The sequence below is a fragment of the Nonomuraea sp. NEAU-A123 genome, from assembly GCF_018603905.1.
In the GTDB taxonomy this organism is placed as follows: Bacteria; Actinomycetota; Actinomycetes; order Streptosporangiales; family Streptosporangiaceae; genus Nonomuraea.
The window spans coordinates 137,210-160,250 of the sequence record NZ_JAHFZZ010000012.1; the positions used below are offsets into that span (position 1 = coordinate 137,210).

The following is a 23,041-nucleotide window of genomic DNA, read 5'->3' on the forward strand; positions in this document are numbered from 1 at the left end:
CTGGCTCACCCTTGCCGGATCAGCCCGAAAGGGGCGTCCGACAAAGCCGGGTCAGCTCGACAGGAGCGCCACGATGAGGACGGCGATCACTACGGCGGCGGCCGCGGCCACGGCCATCAGGACCAGCATGCCGTTGCGGTTGCCGGTGGGGCCTTGTTCGGGCTCCTTCGCGATGGCGAACAGATCCGTTCCCAGCCCCTGCCCGGCCTGGCGCTCCTGCCCTATCGGGGGTGGCGCCTGCTGCGGTCCCGGCTGCGGGCCTCGTGGTCCTGGTTGTGGGCCGCGCGGTCCTGGCTGGGGGTTCTGCTGGGGTGGGGGCAGTGGGTACACCTGCTGTCCCGGGGCCTGGTGGATGCGGGTGGTGACGGTGCTCTCCTCGTCGGAGCCACGTCGTGACGGGTCCTGCGGTATGGGGGCCTTCGGACGCGCCACGCTGATGGTCTGCTCGGGGTCGTACGCACCGCTGGGGCGAGGCCCGGTCGGACCGCCGCGCCCGGCACCGCGCGGACCACCACCCGGTCCCTGCGGTCCACCACCGGGACCCTGCGAACCACCACCTGGTCCCTGTGGTCCACCACCGGGGCCCTGCGGAGCGCCGACGGCACCGCGCGGAGTACCGGCGGGTCCCTGCGCAGCGCCGGCGGGGCCGGACGGGGCGCCCGAGGGTCCGTGCGGCTGAACTCCGCCCGTCGGCCTGGCGGTCCACACGTCGGAGGCCGCGCCTGCCCGTGCTGCCTGCGGCCCCGTCGCGGGGCCCTGAGGGGACGTGCTGGGCGCATTCGGACGCGACCCGGTCCCACGCCCCTGGGGCCCGCTTACCGGTCCCTGGGGCCCGCCCATCGGCCCCTGACCGCCCCTCGCCTGCCCGCCCTGAGCAGTCTGACCGCTCTGAGCCGCTTGCCAGCCTTGATCGGTTTGCCCGCCCGGACCCGCAGAGCCGCTCTGACCGGCTTGCCCGCCCGCCGCCGCAGAGCCGCTCTGAGCGGCCTGCCCGCCTCGGCCGGATTGCCCACCTCGACCAGCTTGCCCGCCTTGACTGGCCGGACCGCGTTGACCGGCCGGACCGCCTGCCCCGGCCAGCGCCGGCCCGGTCGGACCGCCTGCCCCGCTCGGGCCGCCTGCCGCGTGCGGAGCCTGCGCATCCCGGCCGGGCCCCGACGGCCCACCCTGGGCTCCACGGCCGGGTGCGGCGGGTGGAGTGCCCCACGGGGCGGCCGTTCTGGGGGCCTGTACGGCGGGTGACGTGTCGTTCGAGTCGGGCACGCCGGCCTCCTGGGCGATCAAAGCCTCGGCCGTGATCGCCGGCATCTCGTTCGTGGGCGTATCCGCGACCATCCTGAGCAGGGTCTCCGCCTTGGCCGCCGTCATGCGCCGCCTGTGGTCCTTGTCCAGCAGCCCGGTCAGCACCGGCCGCAGCGAACCGGCCTGGGTGGGCGGGTCGGCGTTCTCGCTCAGCAGCGCGGCGAGCGTCTCCGCGATCGTGGCCCGCTCGTACGCCGGACGCCCCTCGACCGCGAAGTACAGCGTCGCCCCGAGCGACCAGACGTCGGACTCGGGCCCGGTGTATTCGCCCCTGGCCCGCTCCGGCGCCGTATAGCCGGGAGAGCCGATGACCATGCCGGTCTTGGTGAGCCGGGAATCACCTTCGGCCTTGGCGATGCCGAAGTCGGTCAGCACCACCCGGCCGGTCTCGGTGATGAGCACGTTGCCCGGCTTGACGTCGCGATGCGTGATGCCCTGGGCGTGCGCCGCGCGCAGGGCGCCGAGCAGGTCGACGCCGATCTCCGCCACCAGCCGGGGCGGCAGCGGGCCCTCTTCGTCGATCACCTGCTCCAGGGAGCGGGCCTCGATGAGCTCCATGATGATCCACGGGCTGTTGTCGTGGATGAGCACGTCGTGGATGGCGGCGACGGACGGGTGGTTGATCCGGGCGGCGATACGCCCTTCGCGGACCATGCGCTCGCGCAGCTCGGCCCGCTGTTCCTCGGTGAGACCCGGGTCTTGGCGGATTTCCTTGACCGCCACCTCGCGCCCGAGCGCGCGATCACGGGCGCGCCACACCGTACCCATAGTCCCTCGACCGAGGGGTGCGATGAGCTCGTAGCGCTCCGCGAGCAGGCGTGTCTGCTGTTCCGGCATGAGAAGAAGATATCGATTCTCGCTTGGGAAGTGCTTTACCCTCGCTTGCGAAGTTCTCTTGGCCAGAACCGTCGAGGAAGGCACAACTTTATCACCGTCGCTTTGAAACGGGCATAAGCGGACGGATTAGGTCGAGGCTCGACTCTCTTCCGATGGACGCCTTCGCCCTGCCGGCGTTCTTGACGTGGTGGCGGCACGGCCAGGGCGGCGGCCGTGGCCTCCGCCCGGTGCAGCCCGCGGTGCGCGGGCCTGCGCGCGAAAGAGGGTGCGGTGATCACCGGCGTCGGCCGTCCCGATCCGGTGGGGGGCAGTGGCTCCTCCGCGGAGCCGCCCGCAGCCACCCTGGCCAGCATCAACGAGGCGCGTACGGAGTCGAGCCTGGTCTGCGGATCGATGCGGAGCAGCGCGTCGAGAACCGGCGCCAGCGGCCCGGCCTTCGTCATCGGGATCGGCTCGCCACTGGTGAGCGCGGCCAGCGCGGCGGCGGCCGTACGGCGCCCATGCAGGCCCCTGCCCTCGACGGCGGTGTAGAGGGTCGCGCCGAGCGACCACAGATCGCCGGCCGGACTGGCCTTCGATCCCAGCACCCGCTCTGGAGCGATGTATCCGGCTGAACCGAGCACGATGCCCGCCTGGGTGATGGAAACGTCACCTTCCAGTGCGGCCAGCCCGAAGTCCGTCAGGACCGCCCGGTCCTCCATCACCAGCACGTTGCTGGGCTTCACGTCGCGGTGCAGGATCCCCTTGGCGTGTACGGCCCGCAGCGCCCCGAGGATCTGCCGGCCGATCTCGGCGGCCTTGCGCGGATGGAGCGGTCCGCCCTCCAGGATGAGCTGTTCGAGGGACCTGGCCTGGAGCAGCTCCATGACGATCCACGGCCGGTCGTCCTCGGTGACCACGTCGAACACGGTGATGACCGACGGATGCGCGACCATCGCGGTCGCCCTGCCCTCGCGCTCGGTGCGGGCGCACAGCTCGGCCCGCAACTCCTCGTCGAGCACGGCCGGCAGCCGGACCTCCTTGACCGCCACGTCGCGGTCGAGCAGCTCGTCGTGCGCTCGCCAAACGGTACCCATGCCGCCGCGACCGACCGGTTCCAGAAGCCGGTAGCGCGCGGCGAGTAGGTAACCGGAGGGCGCACGCATGGCAGGCAGCTTACCTATTTGTGTAAACCGACCAGTAGAGGCGGGGCCGATAAAATGTTGCGAAGTTAAGTCAACTCGTCTGACTCGTGACGTCAGCAAACGTGTCGGCTACATCGGTCCCGTTGATCAGGCTTCACAGACATTGCGGTACCGCCCAAGCGTGGTGCTCCCATGATGCTGGCATATCGGCCCGATGACCAGTCTGCACCCGCTGGAACGTTTGACCATGCCGAGCTGCCCGGCCGCCGAACCTGCCTTCGTAGCGCGCCTCGGCCGGCCTGTCCAGGGTGCCGCCGGCGCCGCGGACGGCCCCGGTCTGGTTCGGCGACAAGGTCTCGCCGGTGACGGCGGGCTCGGGGTCCGGCGTACGGGCGGGGTGGCGGCGTCGCCCGCGCGAGCGGGTCTCAGGCCCCTGACCTGTGGATACGGCGCTCGGCCCAAGTTGGTCACCAGGAATGTGCGCGATGCCCGGCAAGCGGTTCGCAGGCGTCCGGCAGGGTTGCCAATAGGGGCCTGACGCAGCCGTCAGCGACTTGTAAGGGTGTCGTAAGGGGTCTGGGGCACAGTGAAGTTAAGGGGAACTCATGCACCCACCGGCGGCCGAACTGTCAGTGTCGGCGGTCACACTGGGAACATACGGCCCTGGTGCTTTACCGGAACGAATAGCCATGACGAGTTCGTTGAGGGACGTGATGAGGATGCGCCGCAGTCAGGTTCGTCGCCGACCGACGAAGAGGCCGATCGTGCCCGCGCTGGACCTTCGCACGCCGTCGGGGCGACAGCTGCCCTTTTGAAACCCCCACAACAGGAGCGTCTCCTGAGAGGTGCACGATGTGCAGTCACTACCCGCTCTGTCCCACCGCCGACTCACCCGACCGTGAGGCTTCCCACGTGATCTCGGCTCACCCTGACCAGGGTTGGAGCCTGTTGTGCAATGGCGTGGTGCTGTTCGAGGACACCGGGTTGCTCCTTCCCGACGGCTCCGTCGTCGCGCCCCACCGCGGTCTCGTGGCCGCCTGAGCGTCACCCGACCGGTGCCGAGCGGCCCGATACGGCCTACCCGGCACCCTTCGGCGACCGATTGACGAGACCGTCATCGGCGACCGGTTCGCGAGACCGTCAGCGGCGACCTATCGACAGGACCGGCCCGGTGCGATCGGTGAAGAAGTCGTCGCCCTTGTCGTCGACGACGATGAACGCGGGGAAGTCGACCACCTCGATCTTCCACACCGCCTCCATCCCCAGCTCCGGATATTCCAGGACCTCCACCTTCTTGATGCAGTCCTGGGCCAGCCTGGCCGCGGGCCCGCCGATGGAGCCCAGGTAGAAGCCTCCGTGCTCCCTGCAGGCGTCGGTCACCTGCTTCGACCGGTTGCCCTTGGCCAGCATCACCATCGAGCCGCCGGCGGCCTGGAAGCGCTCCACGTAGGAGTCCATCCGCCCCGCGGTCGTGGGGCCGAACGAGCCCGACGCGTAGCCCTCCGGCGTCTTGGCCGGACCCGCGTAGTAGACCGCGTGATCCTTCAGGTACTGCGGCATCTCGCCGCCCGCGTCGAGCAGGTCGGCGATCTTCGCGTGCGCGATGTCGCGGGCGACCACGAGCGGGCCGGTCAGCGAGAGCCGCGTCTTCACCGGATATTTCGACAGCTCGGCAAGGACATCCGGCATAGGTTGGTTGAGGTCGATACTGACGACGTCGTCCGAGAGGTGCTCGTCGGTGGTCTCCGGCAGGAAACGGGCCGGATCGGTCTCCAGCTTCTCCAGGAAGACGCCCTCCGGCGTGATCTTGGCCAGCGCCTGCCGGTCGGCCGAGCAGGACACGGCGATGGCCACCGGGCAGGAGGCGCCGTGCCGGGGCAGCCGGATGACGCGTACGTCGTGGCAGAAGTACTTGCCGCCGAACTGGGCGCCGATCCCGAGCTTCTGCGTCAGCTCGAAGACCTTGGCCTCCAGCTCCAGATCGCGGAAGCCGTGCGCGGAGGGGGAGCCCGAGGTGGGGATCGAGTCGAGGTAGCGGGCGCTGGCGTACTTGGCCGTCTTCAGCGCGTACTCGGCCGACGTGCCGCCGACCACGATCGCCAGATGGTACGGCGGGCAGGCCGCGGTGCCGAGCGAGCGGATCTTCTCCTCCAGGAAGGCCAGCATCCGCTTCTCGTTCAGCACGGCCTTGGTCTCCTGGTACAGGAACGACTTGTTGGCCGATCCGCCGCCCTTGGCCATGAACAGCAGTTTGTACTCGTCGGCGTGGCCGTAGGGGTCCTCGGCGTAGAGCTCGATCTGGGCGGGCAGGTTGCTGCCGGTGTTCTTCTCTTCCCACATGCTCAGCGGCGCCATCTGCGAGTAGCGCAGGTTGAGGCGCGTGTAGGCGTCGTAGACGCCGCGCGAGATGTGCTCGGCGTCGCGCCCGTCGGTGAGGACGTGGCGGCCACGCTTGCCCATGACGATGGCGGTGCCGGTGTCCTGGCACATGGGCAGCACGCCGCCGGCCGAGATGGAGGCGTTCTTCAGCAGGTCGAGCGCGACGAACCGGTCGTTGCCGCTGGACTCGGGGTCGTCGACGATCTTCCGTAGCTGGGCGAGGTGGGAGGGGCGCAGGAAGTGCGAGATGTCGTGGATCGCGGTCTCGGTGAGCAGCCGCAGCGCCTCGGGCTCCACCTCCAGGAAGCTGCGCCCGGCCGCCTCGACCCGCCGCACGCCGTCCGGCGTGATCAGCCGGTATTGGGTCTCGTCGGCGCCCAACGGGAGCAACTCGCTGTAATCGAACTCGCCCATGATCCTCCCCATTCGCCGCACAGAGCCTACCTTTTTTACCAGCCTTCTTTACGGCCGGCCCGGTGGGCCCCACCCGCCGTCCAAGCGCACCCCTGTCCAGGGGCACGCTCCTCCGGTGGAGGTGGCCGGCCGCCGTGACGTGCGTATTGCCGGCCGTCTGGGTGGTTTCAAAGGACGTGAGCCGGTTCCCGTTTCCTCGTGGTGGTCAGCCCGATCAGGATGCCCGCGATCACCAGCGACGCGCCGAGCAGGTCGAACACCGTTGGGGTGGCGATGCCCAAAACCAGGCCGGTGGTGATCGCCCCGACCGGGATGAGGCCGGCGAACAGGCCCGCGTGGCCGGGGCCGAGCTTGGGCAGCGCCGTATACCAGAGGAAGAAGGCCAGGACGGTCACCACGACCGCCAGGTACACGAAGCCGAGGGCCTGTGCCGGGGTCGGTGGCTGGAGCATGCCCGTGCCCTCCTTGACCAGGCCGATCGCGGCCAGCAGGGGGACGGCCAGCGCCGTCGAGTACGCCGACAGCCGGATCGCCCCCAGCTTCGGCAGCAGCGGGATGGCCAGCATCGAGAAGCTGACCTCGCCCACGAGCGCCCCCAGGCCCCACAGCAGGCCGGGCAGGTTACCGCTGCCCAGCCCGGTGGCCAGCGTCGCGCCGGCCACCACGACGACCGCGCCGGCCAGCAGCCGGGGCGCCGGACGGCCGCCGAGCAGCGCCAGGGCGAGCGGCACGGTGCCCAGCACGGTGCCGACCAGCGCGGGGCCCGCGGCGCGGGCCGACTCGATCACGCACATGTTGAACAACACCAGCCCGAGCAGCGTCAGCGCGACGAGCAGCAGCGTCTCGCGCCGGGTCAGCCGGACGAACCGCAGCCCGAGCACCCGGATCACGACCAGCCAGATCACCGCCGCGGCCAGGTAGCGCACCGCCTGCCCGCCGTACACCGGATAGTCCTGGATCAGGCCCGACACACCCGCCAGCGTCCCCACGAGGAACATGGCGGCGGCCGCCCCCGGGATTCCGTTTCTCATGGAAGGGAGGCTAGGGACAGAATGGCTCAGGTAAGGAGTCCAATGTCCCGCTAAAAGGATGGACCAATGTGGCTGACCTACACATCCTGATAAATCGTGATCAGGGGGGAATTGCTGGGCAGATCGCTTCGGAGCTCCGCGAGGCCATCCGGCATGGTCGCCTCACGCCGGGCACCCGGCTCCCGGCCAGCCGCGACCTGGCCACCGATCTCCAGGTCTCGCGCGGTGTCGTGGTCGAGGCCTACGAGCAACTGGTGGCCGAGGGCTTCCTGATCTCCCGCGTCGGCGCGGGCACCCAGGTGGCCCCCGCGCCGTCCCGCGGCTCGGTGGCGGCCGCCGCCCGCCCGGAGATCGCCGCGTGCGGTCCGCACTACGGTCACCGCCCTACCTCGCCCGACCTCGGGTGCTTCCCCCGGGAACGCTGGCTGGCCTCCGTACGCCATGTGCTCACCACGATGCACTCCGACGTGTTCGACTACGGCGACCCCGGCGGTGTCCTGGAGTTGCGCGACGAGCTGGCCGGCTACCTGAGGCGGGTGCGGGCCGCGGACGTGCACCCCGACAACCTGGTGATCGTCGGCGGCGTGGCCCAGGGCCTCAGCCTGGCGCTGCACGTGCTCACCCAGCGGATCGACGGCCTGCGCCTGGCCGTGGAGGACCCGAACAGCCACCGCCAGGTCCCCCTCCTGCGCCGGGCGGGCGCCGAGCTCGTCCCCGTCCCGGTGGACGACCAGGGCTTCGACGTGACGGCACTGCGGGCCCGTGGCGTCCACGCGGTCCTGGTCACGCCCGCCCACCAGTACCCCACCGGCGTGGTGCTCTCCCCGGCCCGGCGGGCCGCCCTCATGGAGTGGGCCGCCGAGAGTGACGGTGTCGTCCTGGAGGACGACTACGACGCCGAGTTCCGCTTCGACCGCGATCCCGTCGGCTGCCTGCAGGGCCTGGCCCCCGGCCGGGTGATCCTCGCCGGCAGTGTGAGCAAGGCGCTCGCCCCCGGGCTGCGGCTGGGCTGGGTGGCGGCCCCCGCCGACCTGGCCGAGTCCATCCGGCAGGCGCGAGGCGAGCTCGACCTGGGCTCCCCGGTCATCGACCAGTACGCCCTGGCCCACTTCCTGCGTACCGGCGGCTACGACAAGCACCTGCGCCGGATGCGCAGGGAGTACCGGCGCCGCAGGGACGCCCTGGTCAAGGCGGTGGCCGAGCACCTGCCCGAGGTGCGGGTCCGGGGCATCGAGGCGGGCCTGCACGCCTACCTGGACCTGCCGCCGGGCTGGGACGAGGACGCCTTCATCGGGCCGGCGCGGGAGCTGGGCCTGGCCGCCGACCCGGTCGGACCTACGCGACTGACTCCGGGCCCGCCCGCGGTCGTGGTCGGCTTCGCCCGCCTCCCCGCTCATCGGGCGGCGGAGGTCATCCAAGGCTTAAAGGTCAGAATGTCAGGACAAAAAATTGACTGATGGAGAAGGTCGCGCTTAGAAAGAAATCCCCGCCATATTGGAGGTGCCATGCGCGTGGGACTGCTGGGCTTGGGCCGGATCGGCGCGTTTCACGCGGCCACTGTCGCCGGACGGCGTGATCCGCGCGATCAACGTGGCCCAGGGACTCGGCGCCACCTCGGCACACCTGGCTGAAGGTCCCGGTCGTCGAGGACATGGAGCGGGTCATGCAGGCTACCACCCTGCCCACGCTGCTGCTCGGCGGCGATCCCGGCGACGCTGAGCCCCTGACCGGCCGTAGCTGACCGGCGGTGGTCAGGCGGCTTCCTTGACCCGCCGTGGCTCGAATCCCCTGGCCAGCACGATGATCACGGCGGACAGCACCAGCGGCGCGGCGAACGCCACCTGCATGTCGCTGGCGCTGGCGATGCCGCCGACCAGCGCCGCGCCCACGATGAACCCGACGTAGTTGAACAGGTTGACCCGCGCGATGGCCACCCCGGTCCCCGCCGGGTCGAGCCGTCCCGCCGCCGAGAACGACTGCGGCGCGACCACCGACAGCCCCACCCCGGTCAGGCCGAACGCCATGATGGCCAGCGGCTGGCTGGGCGCCAGGACGATGCCCAGGAAGCCGAGGGTGGCGATCGCGCCGCCGATCCTGACGATCGCCGCCGGCCCGTACTTCCTGACGGCGACGTCGCCGCCGAGCCTGATCAGCAGCGTGGTGGCCTGGTAGGCGGCGTAGGCCAGCGGGATGACGCTGGGGCTCGCGGCGAGGACCTGCTGCATGTAGACGGTGCTGAAGTTGGAGACCGAGGCGTCCCCGACGTACAGGAACGCCATCGCCAGGCAGAGCGGGATGATCGGCTTCCACGGGAACCCACCGGCGGCCTTCGCGGTGGTGTCCTCGACCTTCTCCTCCTCGATCGTGCACAGGAGCGGCCCGGCGTACAGGGAGCCCGCCACCGCCACGACCATCGGAATCGTCATCGTGACCACCAGCGGTAGCTCGGCCGCGGCCGACGCCCAGAGCGCCCCGGCCGTGCTGAACACGCTCCACATGCAGTGGAAGCCGTTGAGTACGGCCCGGCCGTACTTGCGCTCGACCGCCACGCCCTGCATGTTGATGCCCGCGTCGACCGCGCCGACCCCGAGCCCGAACAGCAGCAGCGCGGGCACCAACAGCGGCACGCTCGGCGCGAGGGCGACGAGCACCACGGCGAGGGCCACGACCGGCTGCGCGACGCGGAGCAGCGGCTTGCTGCCCCTGCGCGCGGCGAACGAGCCGGCCGCCACGCTGCCCAGTCCGGCGAAGACCGGCACGATGAGCAGCAGGATCGTCAGGGCGCCCTCGTCGAGCCGGTGTTTGGTCTGCAGGTTCGCGACCTGGGCGAGCAGCGTGATGAACGAGAGGCCCTGCACCGCATAGACCACGAACGTGGCTATGCGGGCCTGGCGATCACGAGGAGTCGGCACGGCGGCCTCCAGATGGGGGGAACATGAGGCGCGGTCAGGTTAGCCGCTTGGCCAGCTCTTTCGCCACCTCGTCGCCACCCTGTGATCTTGCGAGCGCAGGTGTGTGCGCGGCGGCCCAGACGCCCAGGGCGATCAGCGCGGCCACCTCGGTGACCGCCAGCACACGTTCGACCAGGCCGAGCGGCATGACCCGCCACCACGGCAGCCCGCTGTGCGCCCCGTACAGCGCCATCGCGCCCATGCCCGCCACCCACAGCACCGAGCCCAGCCCGAACGCGAACGCGGTCAGCGCGGCCCCCCGCCGCTCCGCGCGCCGCCAGGACCGCGCGATGACCACGGCCGCGATGGGCAGGCTGAGGAAGGCCACGAAGCTGCCGGCCCGGTGGAAGCCGCCGCTCCAGGTCGGCGCGAGGGACCAGTCCTGCTTGGGGAACCAGGCCGCGACGAAGAGCCCGGCGCTCCAGAGCGCCAGCGTCAGCGTGCCGACGATCCCGGCCAGCCGTCTGCGGGCCAGCGACACGCAGATGGCCGCGGACCCGGCCGCCAGCAGCGCGACGCCGAGCCCGAAGATCCAGCCCTCGGGTCCGAGGCCGTGCTGGCTGATGGTCCGCCGCAGCGGGTCGATCTCGCCGAGGCTGGTCACATCGAGGCCGACGATCACCGTGACGCCGGCCGCCACCGCGCCGAGTCCCCATCGTGCGGGTTGATGCACGAGCCCCCCTCTCCGCCGTCTTTGTCGAGACAACGGCGGGAAAAGGGAACGGATTCCTTGTGGATCAGCCCAGCGCCCGTCGTACGAGGTCATCGCTGAGCTCGCGCAGCCGCTTCCGCTCCGCGCGGTCGTACGCCTGGGCGTCGGCCCGGCTCTCCCGCTGCCCGTTGAAGTAGCGGCCGCTCACGCCGTCGAGCCCGTCGATCAGCCGCAGCGTCGCCGCCACGCCCTCCTCGACCGTGCTCATCACCGGCGCCCCCGCCTCGCGGACCATGGTGGTGTCCATGTACGTGGCCGGGTGCAGGGCGTTGACCGTCACACCCTGCCCGGCCAGCTCCTCGGCCAGGTCGAAGGTGAACATGATCTGCGCGAGCTTGCTCTGGCTGTAGGCGCGCTGCCGCCCGTAGCCGCGGGTCAGCATCGGGTCGGCGAAGTCGATCGCCTGCTGCCCGGCCGAGGCGACGTTCACCACCCGCGACGGCGCCGACTTGACGAGCAGCGGGATCAGCCGCCGGGTCAGGTGATATCCGGCCAGGTAGTTGACCGCGAAGCGGAGCTCGAGGCCGTCCCTGCTCTCCTCGCGACCGGAGCCCGGCGGGCCGCCACCCACCCCGGCGTTGTTGACCAGCACGTCGATCCGGTCGAACCGGTCGAGCACCTCGTCGGCCAGCCGGTCCACCTGGCGCAGATCGGCCAGGTCGGCCAGGACGCCCTCGGTGGTGCCGCCCGCTTCGGCCCGCGCCTGCCGTACTCGCTCAGGATCGCGGCCGTGCACGATGACGCGGTCGTCGGCGGCGAGCCGTCGCGCCAGCTCCCGCCCGAGCCCGTCCGTCGCGCCGGTGATCAGGATCGTCCTCATATCTTCAGCCTGCCTCCTCCGTCGACGGTCAGCACCGTTCCGGTGACGAACGAGTTGCCCACCACGTAGGCGATCGTCGCCGCCACGTCCTCCGGCCTGCCCACCCGGCCGACCGGCGAGCTTCCCGCCGCGTGGGCGAACACGGCCGCCCGCGCCTCGGAGGGAAGCCCGGACCACCACTCGGTGTCGATCACACCGGGGGAGACGGCGTTCACCCGGATCGGGCCGAGCTCGACAGCCAGGCCGGGCACCGCGGACTCGATCGCGCCGTTCACCGCCGCCAGCGCGGAGACGCCGGGGAAGGCCGAGCCCGCCGACGCCGCGGTCACGAACGTGATCGATCCCTCGGGGTCGAGTACGTCCAGGGCGGCCTGCGCGGTCAGCAGGTGCGGGATCAGCTTGTTCTGTACGGCCTCGACCAGCGCCTCCTGCGTCAGCGAGCGCAGCGGCCCGGCGGGGCCGCGGCCGGTCACGGTGACGATCAGATGGTCGACGACACCCGTCCGGCTGAAGAAGTCGCGCATCGCCTCGGTGTCGCGGGCGTCCACGGCCTCGCCGGAGGCCCGGTCGCCGAGCTGCTTCACCGCGGCCGCCACCCGCTCGGCGGACCGGCCGGTGATGATGACCTCGGCGCCGTCGTCCGCCAGCCGGGCCGCCGTCGCCAGCCCGATGCCCGTGGTGCCACCAATGATCACGACTCGCATCGTGTCCTCCTAATTCGATACATCCTGCCTCGAAACTATAAAACGAGGCACGCTGTCTTGTAAAGTGGCGGGCATGGTAGGCAGACCACGCAGCGAGGTGGCCAGGAAGGCGATCCTCAAGGCCGCCCTCGACCTGTGCGAGCGCGACGGATACCCGAATGTCACCCTCAAGGGCATCGCCGACGCGGCGGGTGTCGGCAGGCAGACCCTCTACCGCTGGTGGCAGTCCAAGGGTGAGGTGCTGATGGAGGCGATGACTGACCTGGTGGGCGCCGAGCTGCCGCTCCCGCCCGTCAGCGGCGACGCGGGCGCGGACCTGGTCGCGTTCCTGCGCGAGACCTTCGCGGTGGCCCACGGCGTGGCCGGGCAGGTGGTCGTGGGTCTCATGGCCGAGGCCCAGTCCGACCCCGCGTTCGGCGCTGAGCTGCGGGCCAGGCTCATCGGCCCGCGCCGACAGGCCCTGCGCTCGGTGCTGGAACGCGGTGCGCTCCCCGCCGGCGTGGACGTGGAGCTCGCGGTCGATCTGATCTTCGGCGCCATGTGGTACCGCTTGCTCAACCGCCACGCCGAAGTCGACGAGAGGCTCGCGGAGGAGATCGCGGCCCTGGTCGCGCGGATCGCCTGACTTTCGGCGCGCATCCGGCCGACTTTCGGCCAGGGCCGCGCTCGAGGCGCGAGCGGACAGCCCGGCTGCCGGATATCGTCAGAAGTGTGAATGAACGCCCGGGATCCTGGTTGCCACGCCTGCAAGAAGTCGGAGAACGGCTGGCTGAGGAATGGGTCTCGGCACGCCGTCCCAAAGAAGAGGAAAGCGCCCCGCGCCCGCACGAACTGCGGGCCTCCGACGACGATCGCGAGCGTTTCGTCCAGGTGCTGCAGGACGCCCACGCCGACGGCCGCCTCATGCTCGACGAGCTGGAGGAACGCCTCGGGGTCGTCTACTCGGCGCGGACGCTGGGCGAGCTCGCCGCGGTGACGGCCGACCTGCTGCCCGCGGAGCAGCAGCCACTGAACCTCGACGGCAGGCCGGTGTCGGCGTTCTTCAAGAAGGAGCAGCGCGGCGGACGCTGGGTGGTGCCCGCTGAGCTGACCGTCACGGCCATGTTCGGCACCACCAAGCTGGACCTCCGCGAAGCCATCCTGCAGAACCGGCGCATCGTGATCAACGCCACGCTGGTCTTCGGCGGCCTCGAGATCCACGTGCCCGAGGGTCTCGAGGTGATCCGCGTCGCGAAGGACAGCACGGTCCGGCTGACCAAACAGCCGACCGAGCCGGGAGCGCCGGTGGTCGAGGTGCGCACCACGAACTTCGCGGGCGACGTCAAGGTCAAGGAGCCACCCCGCCGCAAGCGCCGGCGCTGAGCCCGGTCCAGCCGCTATCCGGCCGTGTCGAAGTTGATCGCGCTGTAGGCGCGCAGCTTCGTGAGCTGGTGTTCGCTGTCCACCTTGCGGATGGTGCCGGAACGCCCGCGCATCACCAGTGAGTGCGTCAGCGCCACTCCGCCTCTGAACCGTACGCCCTGCATGAGTTCGCCCTGCGTGATGCCCGTCGCCGCGAAGAACACGTCCTCGGACCGCACCAGGTCGTTCGTGGTCAGCACCTGGCCGAGGTCGTGCCCGGCGTCGATCGCCTTCTGCCGCTCGGCGTCGTCGCGCGGCCACAGCTTGCCCTGGATCACGCCGCCCAGGCACTTGAGCGCGCACGCGGCCACGATGCCCTCGGGCGTGCCGCCGATGCCCAGCATCAGGTCGATGCCGGTGTCGGCGCGGGCCGCCATGATCGCGCCCGCCACGTCGCCGTCGACGATGAACTTGATCCGCGCCCCGGTCTCCCTGATCTCCTTGACCATCTGCTCGTGCCGCGGGCGGTCGAGTACGACGACCGTCACGTCAGAGGACGAAACACCCTTGGCTCTGGCGACAGCCTGGATGTTGGCGGACACCGGAGCCTCGATGTCGACCACGTCGGCGGCCTCGCAGCCGGTGACCAACTTCTCCATGTAGAACACGGCCGACGGGTCGTACATCGAGCCACGCTCGCTCACCGCGATCACCGACACCGCGTCGGGCATGCCCAGCGCCGTCAGCCGGGTGCCGTCGATCGGGTCGACGGCCACGTCGCAGTCGGCGCCGCTGCCGTCGCCGACGCGCTCGCCGTTGAACAGCATCGGGGCGTGGTCCTTCTCACCCTCCCCGATGACCACCACCCCGTTCATCGACACGGTGTTGATCAACTGGCGCATCGCGTTCACCGCCGCGCCGTCCGCGCCGTTCTTGTCCCCTCTGCCCACCCAGCGGGCCGCCGCCATCGCGGCCGCTTCGGTGACGCGTACGAGTTCCAGAGCCAGGTTGCGATCAGGGGCGCGCTCTCCCGTGGCCAGCGCTGGAGGTACGGACGACTGATCGGACATGATGAAGGCCCTCCTTGTGGACAAACTGTCTCGATGGTAGTTGTCCCTGTATCCCCGGTCAGCGGAGGATAATGTGCCTGCCATGAGCAGCGATGTGGAACAACCGGCGACAGCCCGCACCTCCGGGCGAGGTGCGGCCACGCGCAGTGCCCTACTCCAGGCCGCCCGGGACGTCTTCGTCTCCAAGGGCTTCGCCGAGGCCGGCGTGACCGACGTGGTGGCCAAGGCCGATGCCAGCGTCGGCAGCCTCTACCACCACTTCTCCGGCAAGGCCGACCTCTACCTCACGCTGTTCGAGGAGTGGCAGGCCAGGCAGGCCCAGCGGACCAAGCAGGCCGCCCGCGAGGCCCGCGGCGAGGGAGAGAACGACCCGATGCGGGTCTTCATCCGCACCGCCCGCGCCTACCTCGACGGCTGCATCGAGGAACGTGAGCTCGCCGCGCTGTTCCTGCGCGGCGACGGGCCGCCCGGCTTCGAGCTGGTCATGCGCGCCCGCCTGCGCAAGTGGGCCGAGCGCAACGCCGCGCTCTTCGAGGACGACGAGGGGGCCTTGGTCGTCGTCCTCACCGGCGCCCTCGCGGCCGCCGTCTCCGAGGTGGTGCTCTCGGACGACCCCAAGCTGGCCGCGGACGTGCTCGCCATCATCGGCCAGATCCGCCCGGCCGCTTCGGCAGGCGGCCCCACCAGCGGGTAATCTCGCCAGTTGTGCGACGGTTCACCGAAGGTATCTACGGCTACGCGGTAGCCCTGCTCGTCTGTCTCGTGGGGGTGGGGCTGTTCCTGCTGGTCACGCCGCAGAGCCGGGAGGAGCACATTCCCAAGCTCGACTACTCGATGACCGTCGCCAACTTCGGCCATGACGTGCCGTACCAGGTGTGGGCGCCCGTGAAGGACCCGGCGGGCTGGGTCCCCAACAGCAACAAGATCGCCAAGGGCTCCGGTGGGGCCCAGGTGCTCTACCTGGGCTACGCGACGGCCAAGAGGCAGCACGCCATGTTCGTGCAGAGCGACGAGAAGCCGGCCGCCGGGTTCGCCGACCGGATGGCCAACTCCAACCGGGCCGTGGGCACCCAGCAGGTGGCCGGGCAGCCGTGGGAGAAGCGCTTCCGCGAGGACAAGAACCAGCGCTCCCTGGTCCGGGTGCTGCCGGAGGTCACGCTGGTCGTCACCGGCACGGCCGACTGGGCCGAGCTGGGCGAGCTGGCCGCCGACCTGCGGCAGCGGCCGAAGGCTACGGGCTGACCCGTGGCACGGGTCTCCCCGGCGGGCCAGGGCGCGGATGTCGGTTCCTGACCCTAAGGTGGTGCGCGTGGCAGACGAGAAGGCACCCTCAGCAGACGAGAAGGCACCCTCATACGAGCAGGCTCGTGAGGAGCTGACCGAGGTGGTGCGCCGCCTGGAGACGGGCGGGCTCACCCTGGAGCAGTCGATCGAGCTGTGGGAGCGCGGCGAGAAGCTGGCCGCCATCTGCGAGGAGTGGCTGCAGGGCGCCAGGGTGAAGCTCGCCGCCGCCATGGCCCGCCGCGCTGATCCCACCGCCGCCCAGTCGGACGACGCGCCGTTCTAGCCGCCTGTCGCGTCAGGTATTCCAGCGCTCGTCGCGTCAGGCGGCGCGGCGGCGAAGGGCCACCACGGGGATGCGGCGGGTGGTCTTCGCCTGATACTCCGCGAAACCCGGGGCGATCTCCACCATGCGGGCATAGAGCTCGTCGCGCTCCTCGCCCTCCACGACCTCGGCCTCGACCTCGAACGTCTCCGTCCCGATCTCGGCGGTCACCTCCGGGTTGGCGCGCAGGTTGTGATACCACGCCGGGTTGTGGTCCGCGCCCGCGTACGACGCGATGACGATGTAGCGGTCGCCGTCCTCGAAATACATCACCGGGCTCGTCGTGCGATTGCCGCTCTTGGCGCCCGTGGTCGTGAGAAGCACCAGGTTGGCGCCCTCGAACATGCCGCCTACTTTGCCCTTGTTGGCGCGGAACTCGGCGATGATCTGGTCGTTGAATTCGTTGGCCATGCTCGGCTCCTTGAATCGGAAATCTCTCCGGTTAGCCCGCCAAGCCTAACCGGAGAGATTTCCGGTTACAACGGTTATGCTCGCTCTGTGTGTGAGCGCCGAATGCTGCCGATCGTCGGGCAGCCTCAGCCCGAACGGGCCGACGCGGCGCGCAACAGGCAGAAGATCATCGAGGTGGCCGCCAGGATGGTCGCCGACGGGTCCGTTGACCAGCTCTCCCTTGACGGGGTCGCCCGTGAGGCATGCGTGGGGGTGGGCACGGTCTACCGCCGATTCGGGGATCGGGCCGGGCTGGTGCTGGCGCTGATCGACGATCGGGAGCGGCGTTTCCAGGCGGCCTTCCTGAACGGCCCGCCGCCGGTCGGGCCGGGGGCGCCTCCTGCCGAGCGGATCAGGGCGTTCCTGCACGCGCTGATCGATCGGGTGGTCGAGCAGCTCGACCTGTTCCTGCTGCTGGAGCTCGGGCCGCCGGCCACTCGGCTCAGCGGGCCGTACAAGGTGCATCACACCCATTTGACCGGGCTGCTCGCCCAGGTGCGTCCAGAAGGCGCGGGCTTCCTGGCCGACGCGCTGCTGGCGCCGATCAACGCCCATCTGCTCCGCCACCAGCGGGACGAACGCGGCATGTCGGTCGAGGAGATCAAGGCCGGATTTGACGCCCTGACCCAGGCGATCAGGGCATGAGGCAGAGCAGGCTCCCCTCTAGCGGGTCGAACATGGCGATGTGCCGCAGGCCGCGCCCATCACGCTAGAAGGCTGTCGGGTTCAGCCGGTTTCGTCAGACGCCTTCTTGCGGGGTTTACGGGGTTTGGTGGTGGCTGGTGTCGTGTCGTCTTCCGTACGGACGGTCAGGCGGTCGTCAGTGAACCGGATCGTCAGCAGGGAGCCGGGGGCCACGTTCTTGGCCAGCCGGACGACCTCCCCGGAGGGATCCTGGACGATGGCGTAGCCGCGTTCCAGCGTGGCGGCGGGTGACATGGCGACGAGCCGGGCACGGAGATGCGACAGCGAGTCCTCCGCGCGGTCGAGCGATCCGTTCAGCGAGCGTCTGGCCCGGTCACGGAGCGCGTCGACCTGCTCGGCCCGGCGTTCGAGCTCGCGCACCGGGGCGGCCAGCGAAGGCCGGGAGCGTACCGACGTCAGCCAGGACATCTCCCGGTCGAGCCAGCCGCCGACCACCCTGCGCCCCCTGTCGCGCAACTGGCGCACCAGCGTGAGCTGTTCGCCCACGTCGGGCACCACCTTCTTGGCGGCGTCGGTCGGCGTCGAGGCCCGCACGTCGGCCACCAGGTCGAGCAGCGGGCTGTCCTGCTCGTGGCCGATCGCGCTCACCACAGGCGTGCGGCAGGCGGCCACGGACCGCACCAGCGTCTCGTCGGAGAACGGCAGCAGGTCCTCCAAGGAGCCGCCGCCACGGGCGATGACGATCACCTCGACCTCGGAGTCCGCGTCGAACTTACGCAGCGCCTCGGTGACCTCGCCCACGGCGTACGGACCCTGGACGGCCACCTCTTCGACCTTGAAGCGCACGGCCGGCCAGCGGCGCCGGGAGTTCTCCAGCACGTCGCGTTCCGCCGCCGAGTCACGGCCGCAGATCAGCCCCACCGTGCCGGGCAGGAATGGCAGCCGCCGCTTCCTGTCGGCGTTGAACAGGCCCTCGGCGGCCAGCAACTGGCGCAGCCGTTCGAGCCGCGCGAGCAGCTCGCCCACGCCGATCGGCCTGATCTCCAGCGCGGTGAAGGCGAACGAGCCTCTGTTGACCCAGAAGTCGGGCTTGACGTGCACCACGACCCTCGCGCCGTCGGCCGGGCGCGGCACGGCCGCCTCGTAGACGCCGCGCGGGGCGGTGACCCGGGCCGACACGTTGGCCACCGGGTCGCGCAGCGTCATGAACACCGTGCCGCCACGCGCGCTCAGGTCGGTGATCTGGCCCTCGACCCAGACCGTGCCCAGCTTGCCGATCCAGCCGCCCACCATCTGCAGGACGGTGCGGATCGGCAGCGGAGACTCGGGCGAGGTCTTCGAGGTCATGTCCGGAAGACTACGGGGCCAGGAGGACTTATTCCCCGGCCTGCAGCTTGGCCAGGCGGTTCTCGTACATCCGGACGACCTCGACCCGCGCGCTCGTGGCCTGCTCGTACGCGATGAGCTCGGTGATCTGCGCGGCCGACTTGCCGCGCATCCTGGCGCGCAGCGAGGCGACGGTCAGCTCGGAGTAGCCCGGCAGCGGCTCGGCCAGGCCGTTGGCGGCCGGCGCCTCGGCGGCGGTCGCTTCGGTGGCGGTCGCCTCCGTGGCGGGCGCCGGCTCCGTGGCGGGCTTGGCCTTGGCAGCGGCCCTCGGCTTGGCGGCGGTACGCGGCTTGGCGGCCCGCTTGGGCTTGACCTCGACGACCTCGGGCGCGGCAACCGGCTCCGGCGCGGCCACCGGCTCGGGGGCGACGGTGGGCTCGACGGCGGCAGCCTCGGGCTCGGGCGCGATGGCGGGCTCGACCACGGCGGTCTCAGGCTCAGGTGCGATGGCGGGCTTGACTACGGCGACCTCAGGCTCGGGGGCAGCCTCGGGCTCGGCGGCGACGGCGGGCTCGACGGTGGCGACCTCAGGCTCAGGTGCAACGGCAGGCTCGGGGACGACGACGGCAGCCTCAGGCTCAGGGGCGGCGGTCGGCTCGGGCGCGATGGCGGGCTCGACCGTGGCGGCCGCAGGCTCGGGGGCGGCCTTGGGCTCGGGCGCGGCGGCGGGTTCCGGAGCGACGGTCGGCTCGGGGGCGGTCACCGGTGCGGGCGCGGTGGCGGCTTCGGTGGCGGTGGCCTCGGGCTTCGGCTTGGCCGCCGGGCTGAAGATGACCGGGTCCGGCTTGGTCTTGGCGGAGCCGTTGGGCGCGGCGGCGTCCGACGGGGTGGGGCGCGGCGCGAAGATGACCGGCTCCTTGCGAGCGGGCTTCGCCGCCGCCTCCTCATCAGCCGTCGCGGGCGCGGCCACCTGGTCGGCGGCGGACGGGCGGGAGTCGTAGTCCGCCTCCTTGTTCTCCTTGCCGGCCAGTCCCTTGATCGAGTTCTTCATCCGATCGACGAGCAGCAGCGCCTGACCAGCCGCGCTCAGAGTGGTCTGGATCACGAGGAGCGGAAGGTCTTTGGCCTTCTCCTTCAGCTCGTCTTTGTTGGTGATGGTCTTCGTGATGTTGCGTATCACGTCGCTGAGGGACATGACGTCTCCCTGGGAGGTCTGTATTGGACGGCCAGTCTGGCAAACGGCGGGCAACCACGCACGCGCGGGCCTGTTGGCCGCTCCACGTAGCATAAGAAGTATGGAGCCCCAGACCCCCACTTCCCGCCGAGTCCTCGTAGCCAGGCCACGCGGCTACTGTGCCGGAGTCGATCGAGCCGTGGTGGCGGTCGAGAAAGCCCTGGAGCAATACGGAGCGCCTGTCTACGTGCGTAAGCAGATCGTGCACAACACGCATGTGGTCAAGACTCTGGAGGCCAGAGGCGCGATCTTCGTCGAGGAGACCGACGAGGTGCCTGAGGGCGAGATCGTGGTGTTCTCGGCCCACGGCGTCTCGCCCGCCGTACACGACGAGGCCAAGCAGCGCGGGTTGCGCACGATCGACGCTACCTGCCCACTGGTTACCAAGGTGCATAACGAGGCAAAGAGGTTCGCCGGCCAGGAATACGACATCCTGCTGATCGGCCATGAGGGGCACGAGGAGGTCGAAGGCACCGCCGGCGAGGCGCCCGACCACATCCAGCTTGTCGACGGTCTCGACTCCGTCGACCGGATCCAGGTGAAGGACCCGTCCAAGCTGGTCTGGCTGTCGCAGACCACGCTCTCGGTCGACGAGACCAACGAGACGGTGGCCAAGCTCAAGGAGCGCTTCCCCACGCTGATCGACCCGCCCAGCGACGACATCTGCTACGCGACCCAGAACCGCCAGGTCGCGGTGAAGGAGATCGCCGCCGAGTCGCAGCTGGTCATCGTGGTCGGGTCGGAAAACTCCTCCAACTCCAAGCGCCTGGTCGAGGTGGCCAAGGACTACGGCGCCGACGCGTCCTACCTGGTCGACAACGCCACCTTCATCCGCGACGAGTGGCTCGACGGCGTGACCACGGTCGGCGTGACCAGCGGCGCCTCGGTGCCGGAAGAGCTGGTCGCCGAGGTGCTCGCCCGGCTGGCCGCGCACGGGTTCGACGACGTCGCGGAGGTCGAGCCGGTCCACGAGAGCGTGCGCTTCGCGCTTCCCCACGAACTCCGCAAGGACCTACGAGTTTCCTGACCCCGACCGCGCGGCCGTGCCGGTCCCCGGGCGGTCGCGGTGCCTCGCGTGCCGTGCGGCCTGGCCAGCCTTCGACAGGCGGCCCGCCGTGCGGCCTGGCCGGTCCTCGGTAGGCGGCGCCGCACGGTGTGGCCGGTCCTCGGTAGGCAGCGCCGCACGGTGTGGCTGGTCCTCGGTAGGCAGTGCGCCGTGTGGCGTGGCCGGGCCTCGGTGGGCGGCCCGCCATGCGTTCTCGATGGTCAGCCCGCCGTGCGACGTGGCCGGTCCTGGGCAGTCAGCCCGCGGGTCAGTCCTCGGTGCGTGGTGTGCCGTACACCTTGGGCTCGAAGTAGCCCTCGGGCTCCGGTACGAACGACTGGCGCGGGCGCGGCGCCTCGGCGCCCGCCCGTAGCTCCTCGCGCAGCTCGCGTACGTTGTCGCGCAGCCCGCGGCGCCAGGCGACGACGAGCACGATCGCCGAGCCCGCGAACAGCCAGGGCGCCCCCTGCGACAACGAGCTGAACAGGCCGAGCAAGAGCGACTGTGTGATCGACACCGAGCCGAGCGCCCGGCCCAGCTCGACGAAGAGCGTCGCCACGAAGAACACCAGCGGCGGCGTGACCACCAGCGACAGCAGCTCGCGCGGGTTGACCAGGAGCACACCGAGCAGGCTCGCCACCACGAACACCGGCCCGACCACGATCGGCAGGTTGATCAGGGCGGCCACGACATAGGCCGCCAGCGTGGCGATCAGGGCGAGCGCGATGGCACCGCGAGCGGTCAGCCTGACAGCCGATCGCTTGCCTTTCTCACTCATTGCCCCCGCCCCCTTACTGCGACCCGTTGGCCAACTTACCGTTCGCGTGCGAGATCAGAGACGAGGTTTCCAGCAGTTCGGGCGAGGCCAGCGGCCTGGGCAGGCCCTCCAGCATCTCCGGAGAGTCGAGCTCGCGGTCGACGACGCCCAGATCGTGCAGCTTGCGCGCGCTGACGAGCACGCGGCTTTCGAGGGAACCCACAGTCTTGTTGTACGCCTCGACGGCCCGGGACAGGGACTTGCCCAGGGACTCGACATTCCTTCCCAACGACGAGAGCCGCTCGTACAGCTCCTTGCCCAGTTCGAACACCGCGCGCGCGTTCTCGCTCAGCGCGGCCTGCTGCCAGGCGTACTGGGCGGTGCGCAGCATTGTGATCAGCGTGGTCGGGGTGGCGATGTGCACGCGGCGCGTCATCGCGTACTCCAGCAGCGCCGGATCACGCTCCAGCGCGGGCGCCAGGAACGCCTCGCCGGGGATGAACAGCACCACGAACTCCGGCGACGGGTTGAACCCCTGCCAGTACGCCTTGGCGGCCAGCCGGTCGACGTGCTCGCGTACGTGCCTGGCGTGCGCGTCGAGCCGTACGGAGGCCAGTGAGTCGTCGGACGCCTCCGCGGCCTCCAGGTAGGCGGCCAGCGACACCTTGGAGTCGATCACGATGTTCTTGCCGCCGGCCAGCCGCACGATCATGTCGGGCCGCATGGCACCCTCGGTGACCTGCTCGTCGAAGTCGCAGTAGCGCTGCATCCCGGCGATCTCGGCGACCCTGCGCAGCTGCAGCTCGCCCCACCGGCCGCGGGCCTCGGGCCGTTGCAGCGCCCGGACCAGCGCCGTGGTCTGCGAACGCAGCTCCAGGTTGCTCTGCCGGACGAACTCCATCTGCTTGGCCAGCTCGGCCCGCCCGGCCCGCTGCCCCGACTCGGTGTCGCGCAGCTGCGCCTCGACCCGCGTGAGCGCGTCCTTCAGCGGCTCGACCAGATGCTCGACCGCCTGCCTGCGCTGGTCGAGGTCACCGGTCGCCTCGGCGCGGCTGGCGGCCAGCCTGGTCTCGGCCAGCTCCAGGAAGCGGATGTTGTTGACGTCGAGTGCCCGGGTGGACAGGGCCTGGAAGCGCTCGGCGAGCTGCTCCTCGACGTAGACGAGCTTGTCGGCGGTCGATCTGGCCCTGGCTTCCGACTCCGCCACCCGCACCGCCGCCCGGGTGCGGGCGATCATGAACCCGATGGTCAACCCAACGGCCAGGCCGATGAGAAGCGAGACGACATCCACTC

Annotated in this window: 24 protein-coding genes; 10 read left to right on the top strand and 14 right to left on the bottom strand. The window is 70.5% G+C overall.

The window, feature by feature from the left end:
- Positions 1-51: 51 nt before the first annotated feature.
- Entirely contained in the window at positions 52-2,139 is a 2,088-nt protein-coding gene (locus KLK06_RS33930; protein ID WP_214639677.1) for a serine/threonine-protein kinase, read from the bottom strand.
- A 35-nt stretch (positions 2,140-2,174) separates the two neighbouring features.
- Positions 2,175-3,284, bottom strand: a complete 1,110-nt coding sequence (locus tag KLK06_RS33935; protein WP_214639678.1) for a serine/threonine-protein kinase — start codon at positions 3,282-3,284, stop codon at positions 2,175-2,177.
- Between the two features lie 831 nt (positions 3,285-4,115).
- On the opposite strand from KLK06_RS33935, the gene KLK06_RS33940 reads away from it, so the two are divergent.
- Positions 4,116-4,304, top strand: coding sequence for a DUF5999 family protein (locus KLK06_RS33940; RefSeq protein ID WP_214639679.1), 189 nt, complete (start codon positions 4,116-4,118; stop codon positions 4,302-4,304).
- A 99-nt stretch (positions 4,305-4,403) separates the two neighbouring features.
- On the opposite strand, the gene KLK06_RS33945 is transcribed toward KLK06_RS33940, so the two are convergent.
- The gene (locus KLK06_RS33945; RefSeq protein ID WP_214639680.1) at positions 4,404-6,056 is read right to left on the bottom strand and encodes a fumarate hydratase; all 1,653 of its coding nucleotides are present in this window, start codon (positions 6,054-6,056) and stop codon (positions 4,404-4,406) included.
- A 167-nt stretch (positions 6,057-6,223) separates the two neighbouring features.
- Entirely contained in the window at positions 6,224-7,087 is an 864-nt protein-coding gene (locus KLK06_RS33950; RefSeq protein WP_214639681.1) for a DMT family transporter, read from the bottom strand.
- Positions 7,088-7,155: 68 nt separating this feature from the next.
- Here KLK06_RS33950 and KLK06_RS33955 point away from each other — a divergent pair, with 68 nt between their 5' ends.
- The gene (locus KLK06_RS33955; RefSeq protein ID WP_214639682.1) at positions 7,156-8,544 is read left to right on the top strand and encodes a PLP-dependent aminotransferase family protein; all 1,389 of its coding nucleotides are present in this window, start codon (positions 7,156-7,158) and stop codon (positions 8,542-8,544) included.
- Between the two features lie 194 nt (positions 8,545-8,738).
- Positions 8,739-8,828 (top strand): hypothetical protein, encoded by a 90-nt coding sequence (locus KLK06_RS63180; RefSeq protein ID WP_374197169.1) that lies wholly within the window; start codon positions 8,739-8,741, stop codon positions 8,826-8,828.
- A 10-nt stretch (positions 8,829-8,838) separates the two neighbouring features.
- Here the strand turns inward: KLK06_RS63180 and KLK06_RS33965 are convergent, their stop codons facing one another.
- The 4 genes from KLK06_RS33965 to KLK06_RS33980 form a co-directional block, all read right to left on the bottom strand.
- On the bottom strand, positions 8,839-9,999 hold the full coding sequence (locus tag KLK06_RS33965) for an MFS transporter (RefSeq protein ID WP_214639683.1): 1,161 nt from the start codon (positions 9,997-9,999) through the stop codon (positions 8,839-8,841).
- 34 nt (positions 10,000-10,033) lie between these two features.
- Complete coding sequence (locus KLK06_RS33970) at positions 10,034-10,711, bottom strand: DUF998 domain-containing protein (protein WP_214639684.1); 678 nt, start codon at positions 10,709-10,711, stop codon at positions 10,034-10,036.
- A gap of 64 nt (positions 10,712-10,775) precedes the next feature.
- The gene (locus tag KLK06_RS33975) at positions 10,776-11,570 is read right to left on the bottom strand and encodes an SDR family NAD(P)-dependent oxidoreductase (protein ID WP_214639685.1); all 795 of its coding nucleotides are present in this window, start codon (positions 11,568-11,570) and stop codon (positions 10,776-10,778) included.
- Positions 11,567-12,274 carry an SDR family oxidoreductase gene (locus tag KLK06_RS33980; RefSeq protein WP_250906414.1) on the bottom strand — a complete coding sequence of 236 codons (708 nt, stop codon included), beginning with the start codon at positions 12,272-12,274 and terminating at the stop codon, positions 11,567-11,569. Before KLK06_RS33980 ends, KLK06_RS33975 begins: the two co-directional genes overlap by 4 nt.
- Positions 12,275-12,347: 73 nt before the next feature.
- Between KLK06_RS33980 and KLK06_RS33985 the strand changes: the two genes are divergently transcribed.
- The gene (locus KLK06_RS33985; RefSeq protein WP_214639686.1) at positions 12,348-12,899 is read left to right on the top strand and encodes a TetR/AcrR family transcriptional regulator; all 552 of its coding nucleotides are present in this window, start codon (positions 12,348-12,350) and stop codon (positions 12,897-12,899) included.
- 86 nt (positions 12,900-12,985) lie between these two features.
- Positions 12,986-13,636, top strand: coding sequence for a DUF1707 domain-containing protein (locus KLK06_RS33990; RefSeq protein WP_214639687.1), 651 nt, complete (start codon positions 12,986-12,988; stop codon positions 13,634-13,636).
- Between the two features lie 14 nt (positions 13,637-13,650).
- On the opposite strand, the gene glpX is transcribed toward KLK06_RS33990, so the two are convergent.
- Entirely contained in the window at positions 13,651-14,685 is a 1,035-nt protein-coding gene (glpX, locus tag KLK06_RS33995) for a class II fructose-bisphosphatase (protein ID WP_214639688.1), read from the bottom strand.
- 82 nt (positions 14,686-14,767) lie between these two features.
- On the opposite strand from glpX, the gene KLK06_RS34000 reads away from it, so the two are divergent.
- The 3 genes from KLK06_RS34000 to KLK06_RS34010 are packed head-to-tail and all read left to right on the top strand — an operon-like array spanning position 14,768 to position 16,252.
- Entirely contained in the window at positions 14,768-15,379 is a 612-nt protein-coding gene (locus tag KLK06_RS34000; protein WP_214639689.1) for a TetR/AcrR family transcriptional regulator, read from the top strand.
- Positions 15,380-15,390: 11 nt separating this feature from the next.
- Positions 15,391-15,927, top strand: coding sequence for a DUF4245 domain-containing protein (locus KLK06_RS34005; RefSeq protein WP_214639690.1), 537 nt, complete (start codon positions 15,391-15,393; stop codon positions 15,925-15,927).
- 37 nt (positions 15,928-15,964) lie between these two features.
- Positions 15,965-16,252, top strand: coding sequence for an exodeoxyribonuclease VII small subunit (locus tag KLK06_RS34010; RefSeq protein ID WP_214639691.1), 288 nt, complete (start codon positions 15,965-15,967; stop codon positions 16,250-16,252).
- 36 nt (positions 16,253-16,288) lie between these two features.
- Here the strand turns inward: KLK06_RS34010 and KLK06_RS34015 are convergent, their stop codons facing one another.
- A complete protein-coding gene (locus KLK06_RS34015; RefSeq protein WP_214639692.1) occupies positions 16,289-16,702 on the bottom strand; it encodes a nitroreductase family deazaflavin-dependent oxidoreductase in 414 nt (137 codons plus the stop codon).
- Between the two features lie 87 nt (positions 16,703-16,789).
- Here KLK06_RS34015 and KLK06_RS34020 point away from each other — a divergent pair, with 87 nt between their 5' ends.
- Positions 16,790-17,386: a TetR/AcrR family transcriptional regulator gene (locus KLK06_RS34020; RefSeq protein WP_308168565.1), complete on the top strand. Its 597-nt coding sequence runs from the start codon at positions 16,790-16,792 to the stop codon at positions 17,384-17,386.
- An 81-nt stretch (positions 17,387-17,467) separates the two neighbouring features.
- Here the strand turns inward: KLK06_RS34020 and xseA are convergent, their stop codons facing one another.
- Both xseA and KLK06_RS34030 read right to left on the bottom strand, forming a co-directional pair.
- Positions 17,468-18,733, bottom strand: a complete 1,266-nt coding sequence (gene xseA / locus KLK06_RS34025) for an exodeoxyribonuclease VII large subunit (RefSeq protein WP_214639693.1) — start codon at positions 18,731-18,733, stop codon at positions 17,468-17,470.
- A gap of 28 nt (positions 18,734-18,761) precedes the next feature.
- On the bottom strand, positions 18,762-19,907 hold the full coding sequence (locus tag KLK06_RS34030) for a hypothetical protein (protein WP_214639694.1): 1,146 nt from the start codon (positions 19,905-19,907) through the stop codon (positions 18,762-18,764).
- Positions 19,908-20,007: 100 nt separating this feature from the next.
- Between KLK06_RS34030 and KLK06_RS34035 the strand changes: the two genes are divergently transcribed.
- Positions 20,008-20,973 carry a 4-hydroxy-3-methylbut-2-enyl diphosphate reductase gene (locus KLK06_RS34035; RefSeq protein ID WP_214639695.1) on the top strand — a complete coding sequence of 322 codons (966 nt, stop codon included), beginning with the start codon at positions 20,008-20,010 and terminating at the stop codon, positions 20,971-20,973.
- A gap of 286 nt (positions 20,974-21,259) precedes the next feature.
- Here the strand turns inward: KLK06_RS34035 and KLK06_RS34040 are convergent, their stop codons facing one another.
- Positions 21,260-21,769 (bottom strand): DUF6542 domain-containing protein, encoded by a 510-nt coding sequence (locus KLK06_RS34040; protein ID WP_214639696.1) that lies wholly within the window; start codon positions 21,767-21,769, stop codon positions 21,260-21,262.
- Positions 21,770-21,782: 13 nt separating this feature from the next.
- A complete protein-coding gene (locus KLK06_RS34045; protein ID WP_214639872.1) occupies positions 21,783-22,985 on the bottom strand; it encodes a DNA recombination protein RmuC in 1,203 nt (400 codons plus the stop codon).
- Positions 22,986-23,041: the final 56 nt, after the last annotated feature.

Coding starts and splice junctions, on each gene's coding strand:
- glpX (WP_214639688.1), bottom strand. CDS start 14,685: ATGTCCGATCAGTCGTCCGTACCTCCAGCGCTGGCCACGGGAGAGCGC.
- xseA (WP_214639693.1), bottom strand. CDS start 18,733: ATGACCTCGAAGACCTCGCCCGAGTCTCCGCTGCCGATCCGCACCGTC.
- KLK06_RS33985 (WP_214639686.1), top strand. CDS start 12,348: ATGGTAGGCAGACCACGCAGCGAGGTGGCCAGGAAGGCGATCCTCAAG.
- KLK06_RS33940 (WP_214639679.1), top strand. CDS start 4,116: ATGTGCAGTCACTACCCGCTCTGTCCCACCGCCGACTCACCCGACCGT.
- KLK06_RS34045 (WP_214639872.1), bottom strand. CDS start 22,985: ATGATCGCCCGCACCCGGGCGGCGGTGCGGGTGGCGGAGTCGGAAGCC.
- KLK06_RS34000 (WP_214639689.1), top strand. CDS start 14,768: ATGAGCAGCGATGTGGAACAACCGGCGACAGCCCGCACCTCCGGGCGA.
- KLK06_RS34040 (WP_214639696.1), bottom strand. CDS start 21,769: ATGAGTGAGAAAGGCAAGCGATCGGCTGTCAGGCTGACCGCTCGCGGT.
- KLK06_RS34035 (WP_214639695.1), top strand. CDS start 20,008: ATGGAGCCCCAGACCCCCACTTCCCGCCGAGTCCTCGTAGCCAGGCCA.
- KLK06_RS33945 (WP_214639680.1), bottom strand. CDS start 6,056: ATGGGCGAGTTCGATTACAGCGAGTTGCTCCCGTTGGGCGCCGACGAG.
- KLK06_RS34030 (WP_214639694.1), bottom strand. CDS start 19,907: ATGTCCCTCAGCGACGTGATACGCAACATCACGAAGACCATCACCAAC.
- KLK06_RS34010 (WP_214639691.1), top strand. CDS start 15,965: ATGTCGGTTCCTGACCCTAAGGTGGTGCGCGTGGCAGACGAGAAGGCA.
- KLK06_RS33930 (WP_214639677.1), bottom strand. CDS start 2,139: ATGCCGGAACAGCAGACACGCCTGCTCGCGGAGCGCTACGAGCTCATC.
- KLK06_RS63180 (WP_374197169.1), top strand. CDS start 8,739: ATGGAGCGGGTCATGCAGGCTACCACCCTGCCCACGCTGCTGCTCGGC.
- KLK06_RS33975 (WP_214639685.1), bottom strand. CDS start 11,570: ATGAGGACGATCCTGATCACCGGCGCGACGGACGGGCTCGGGCGGGAG.
- KLK06_RS34015 (WP_214639692.1), bottom strand. CDS start 16,702: ATGGCCAACGAATTCAACGACCAGATCATCGCCGAGTTCCGCGCCAAC.
- KLK06_RS33935 (WP_214639678.1), bottom strand. CDS start 3,284: ATGCGTGCGCCCTCCGGTTACCTACTCGCCGCGCGCTACCGGCTTCTG.
- KLK06_RS33950 (WP_214639681.1), bottom strand. CDS start 7,087: ATGAGAAACGGAATCCCGGGGGCGGCCGCCGCCATGTTCCTCGTGGGG.
- KLK06_RS33980 (WP_250906414.1), bottom strand. CDS start 12,274: ATGCGAGTCGTGATCATTGGTGGCACCACGGGCATCGGGCTGGCGACG.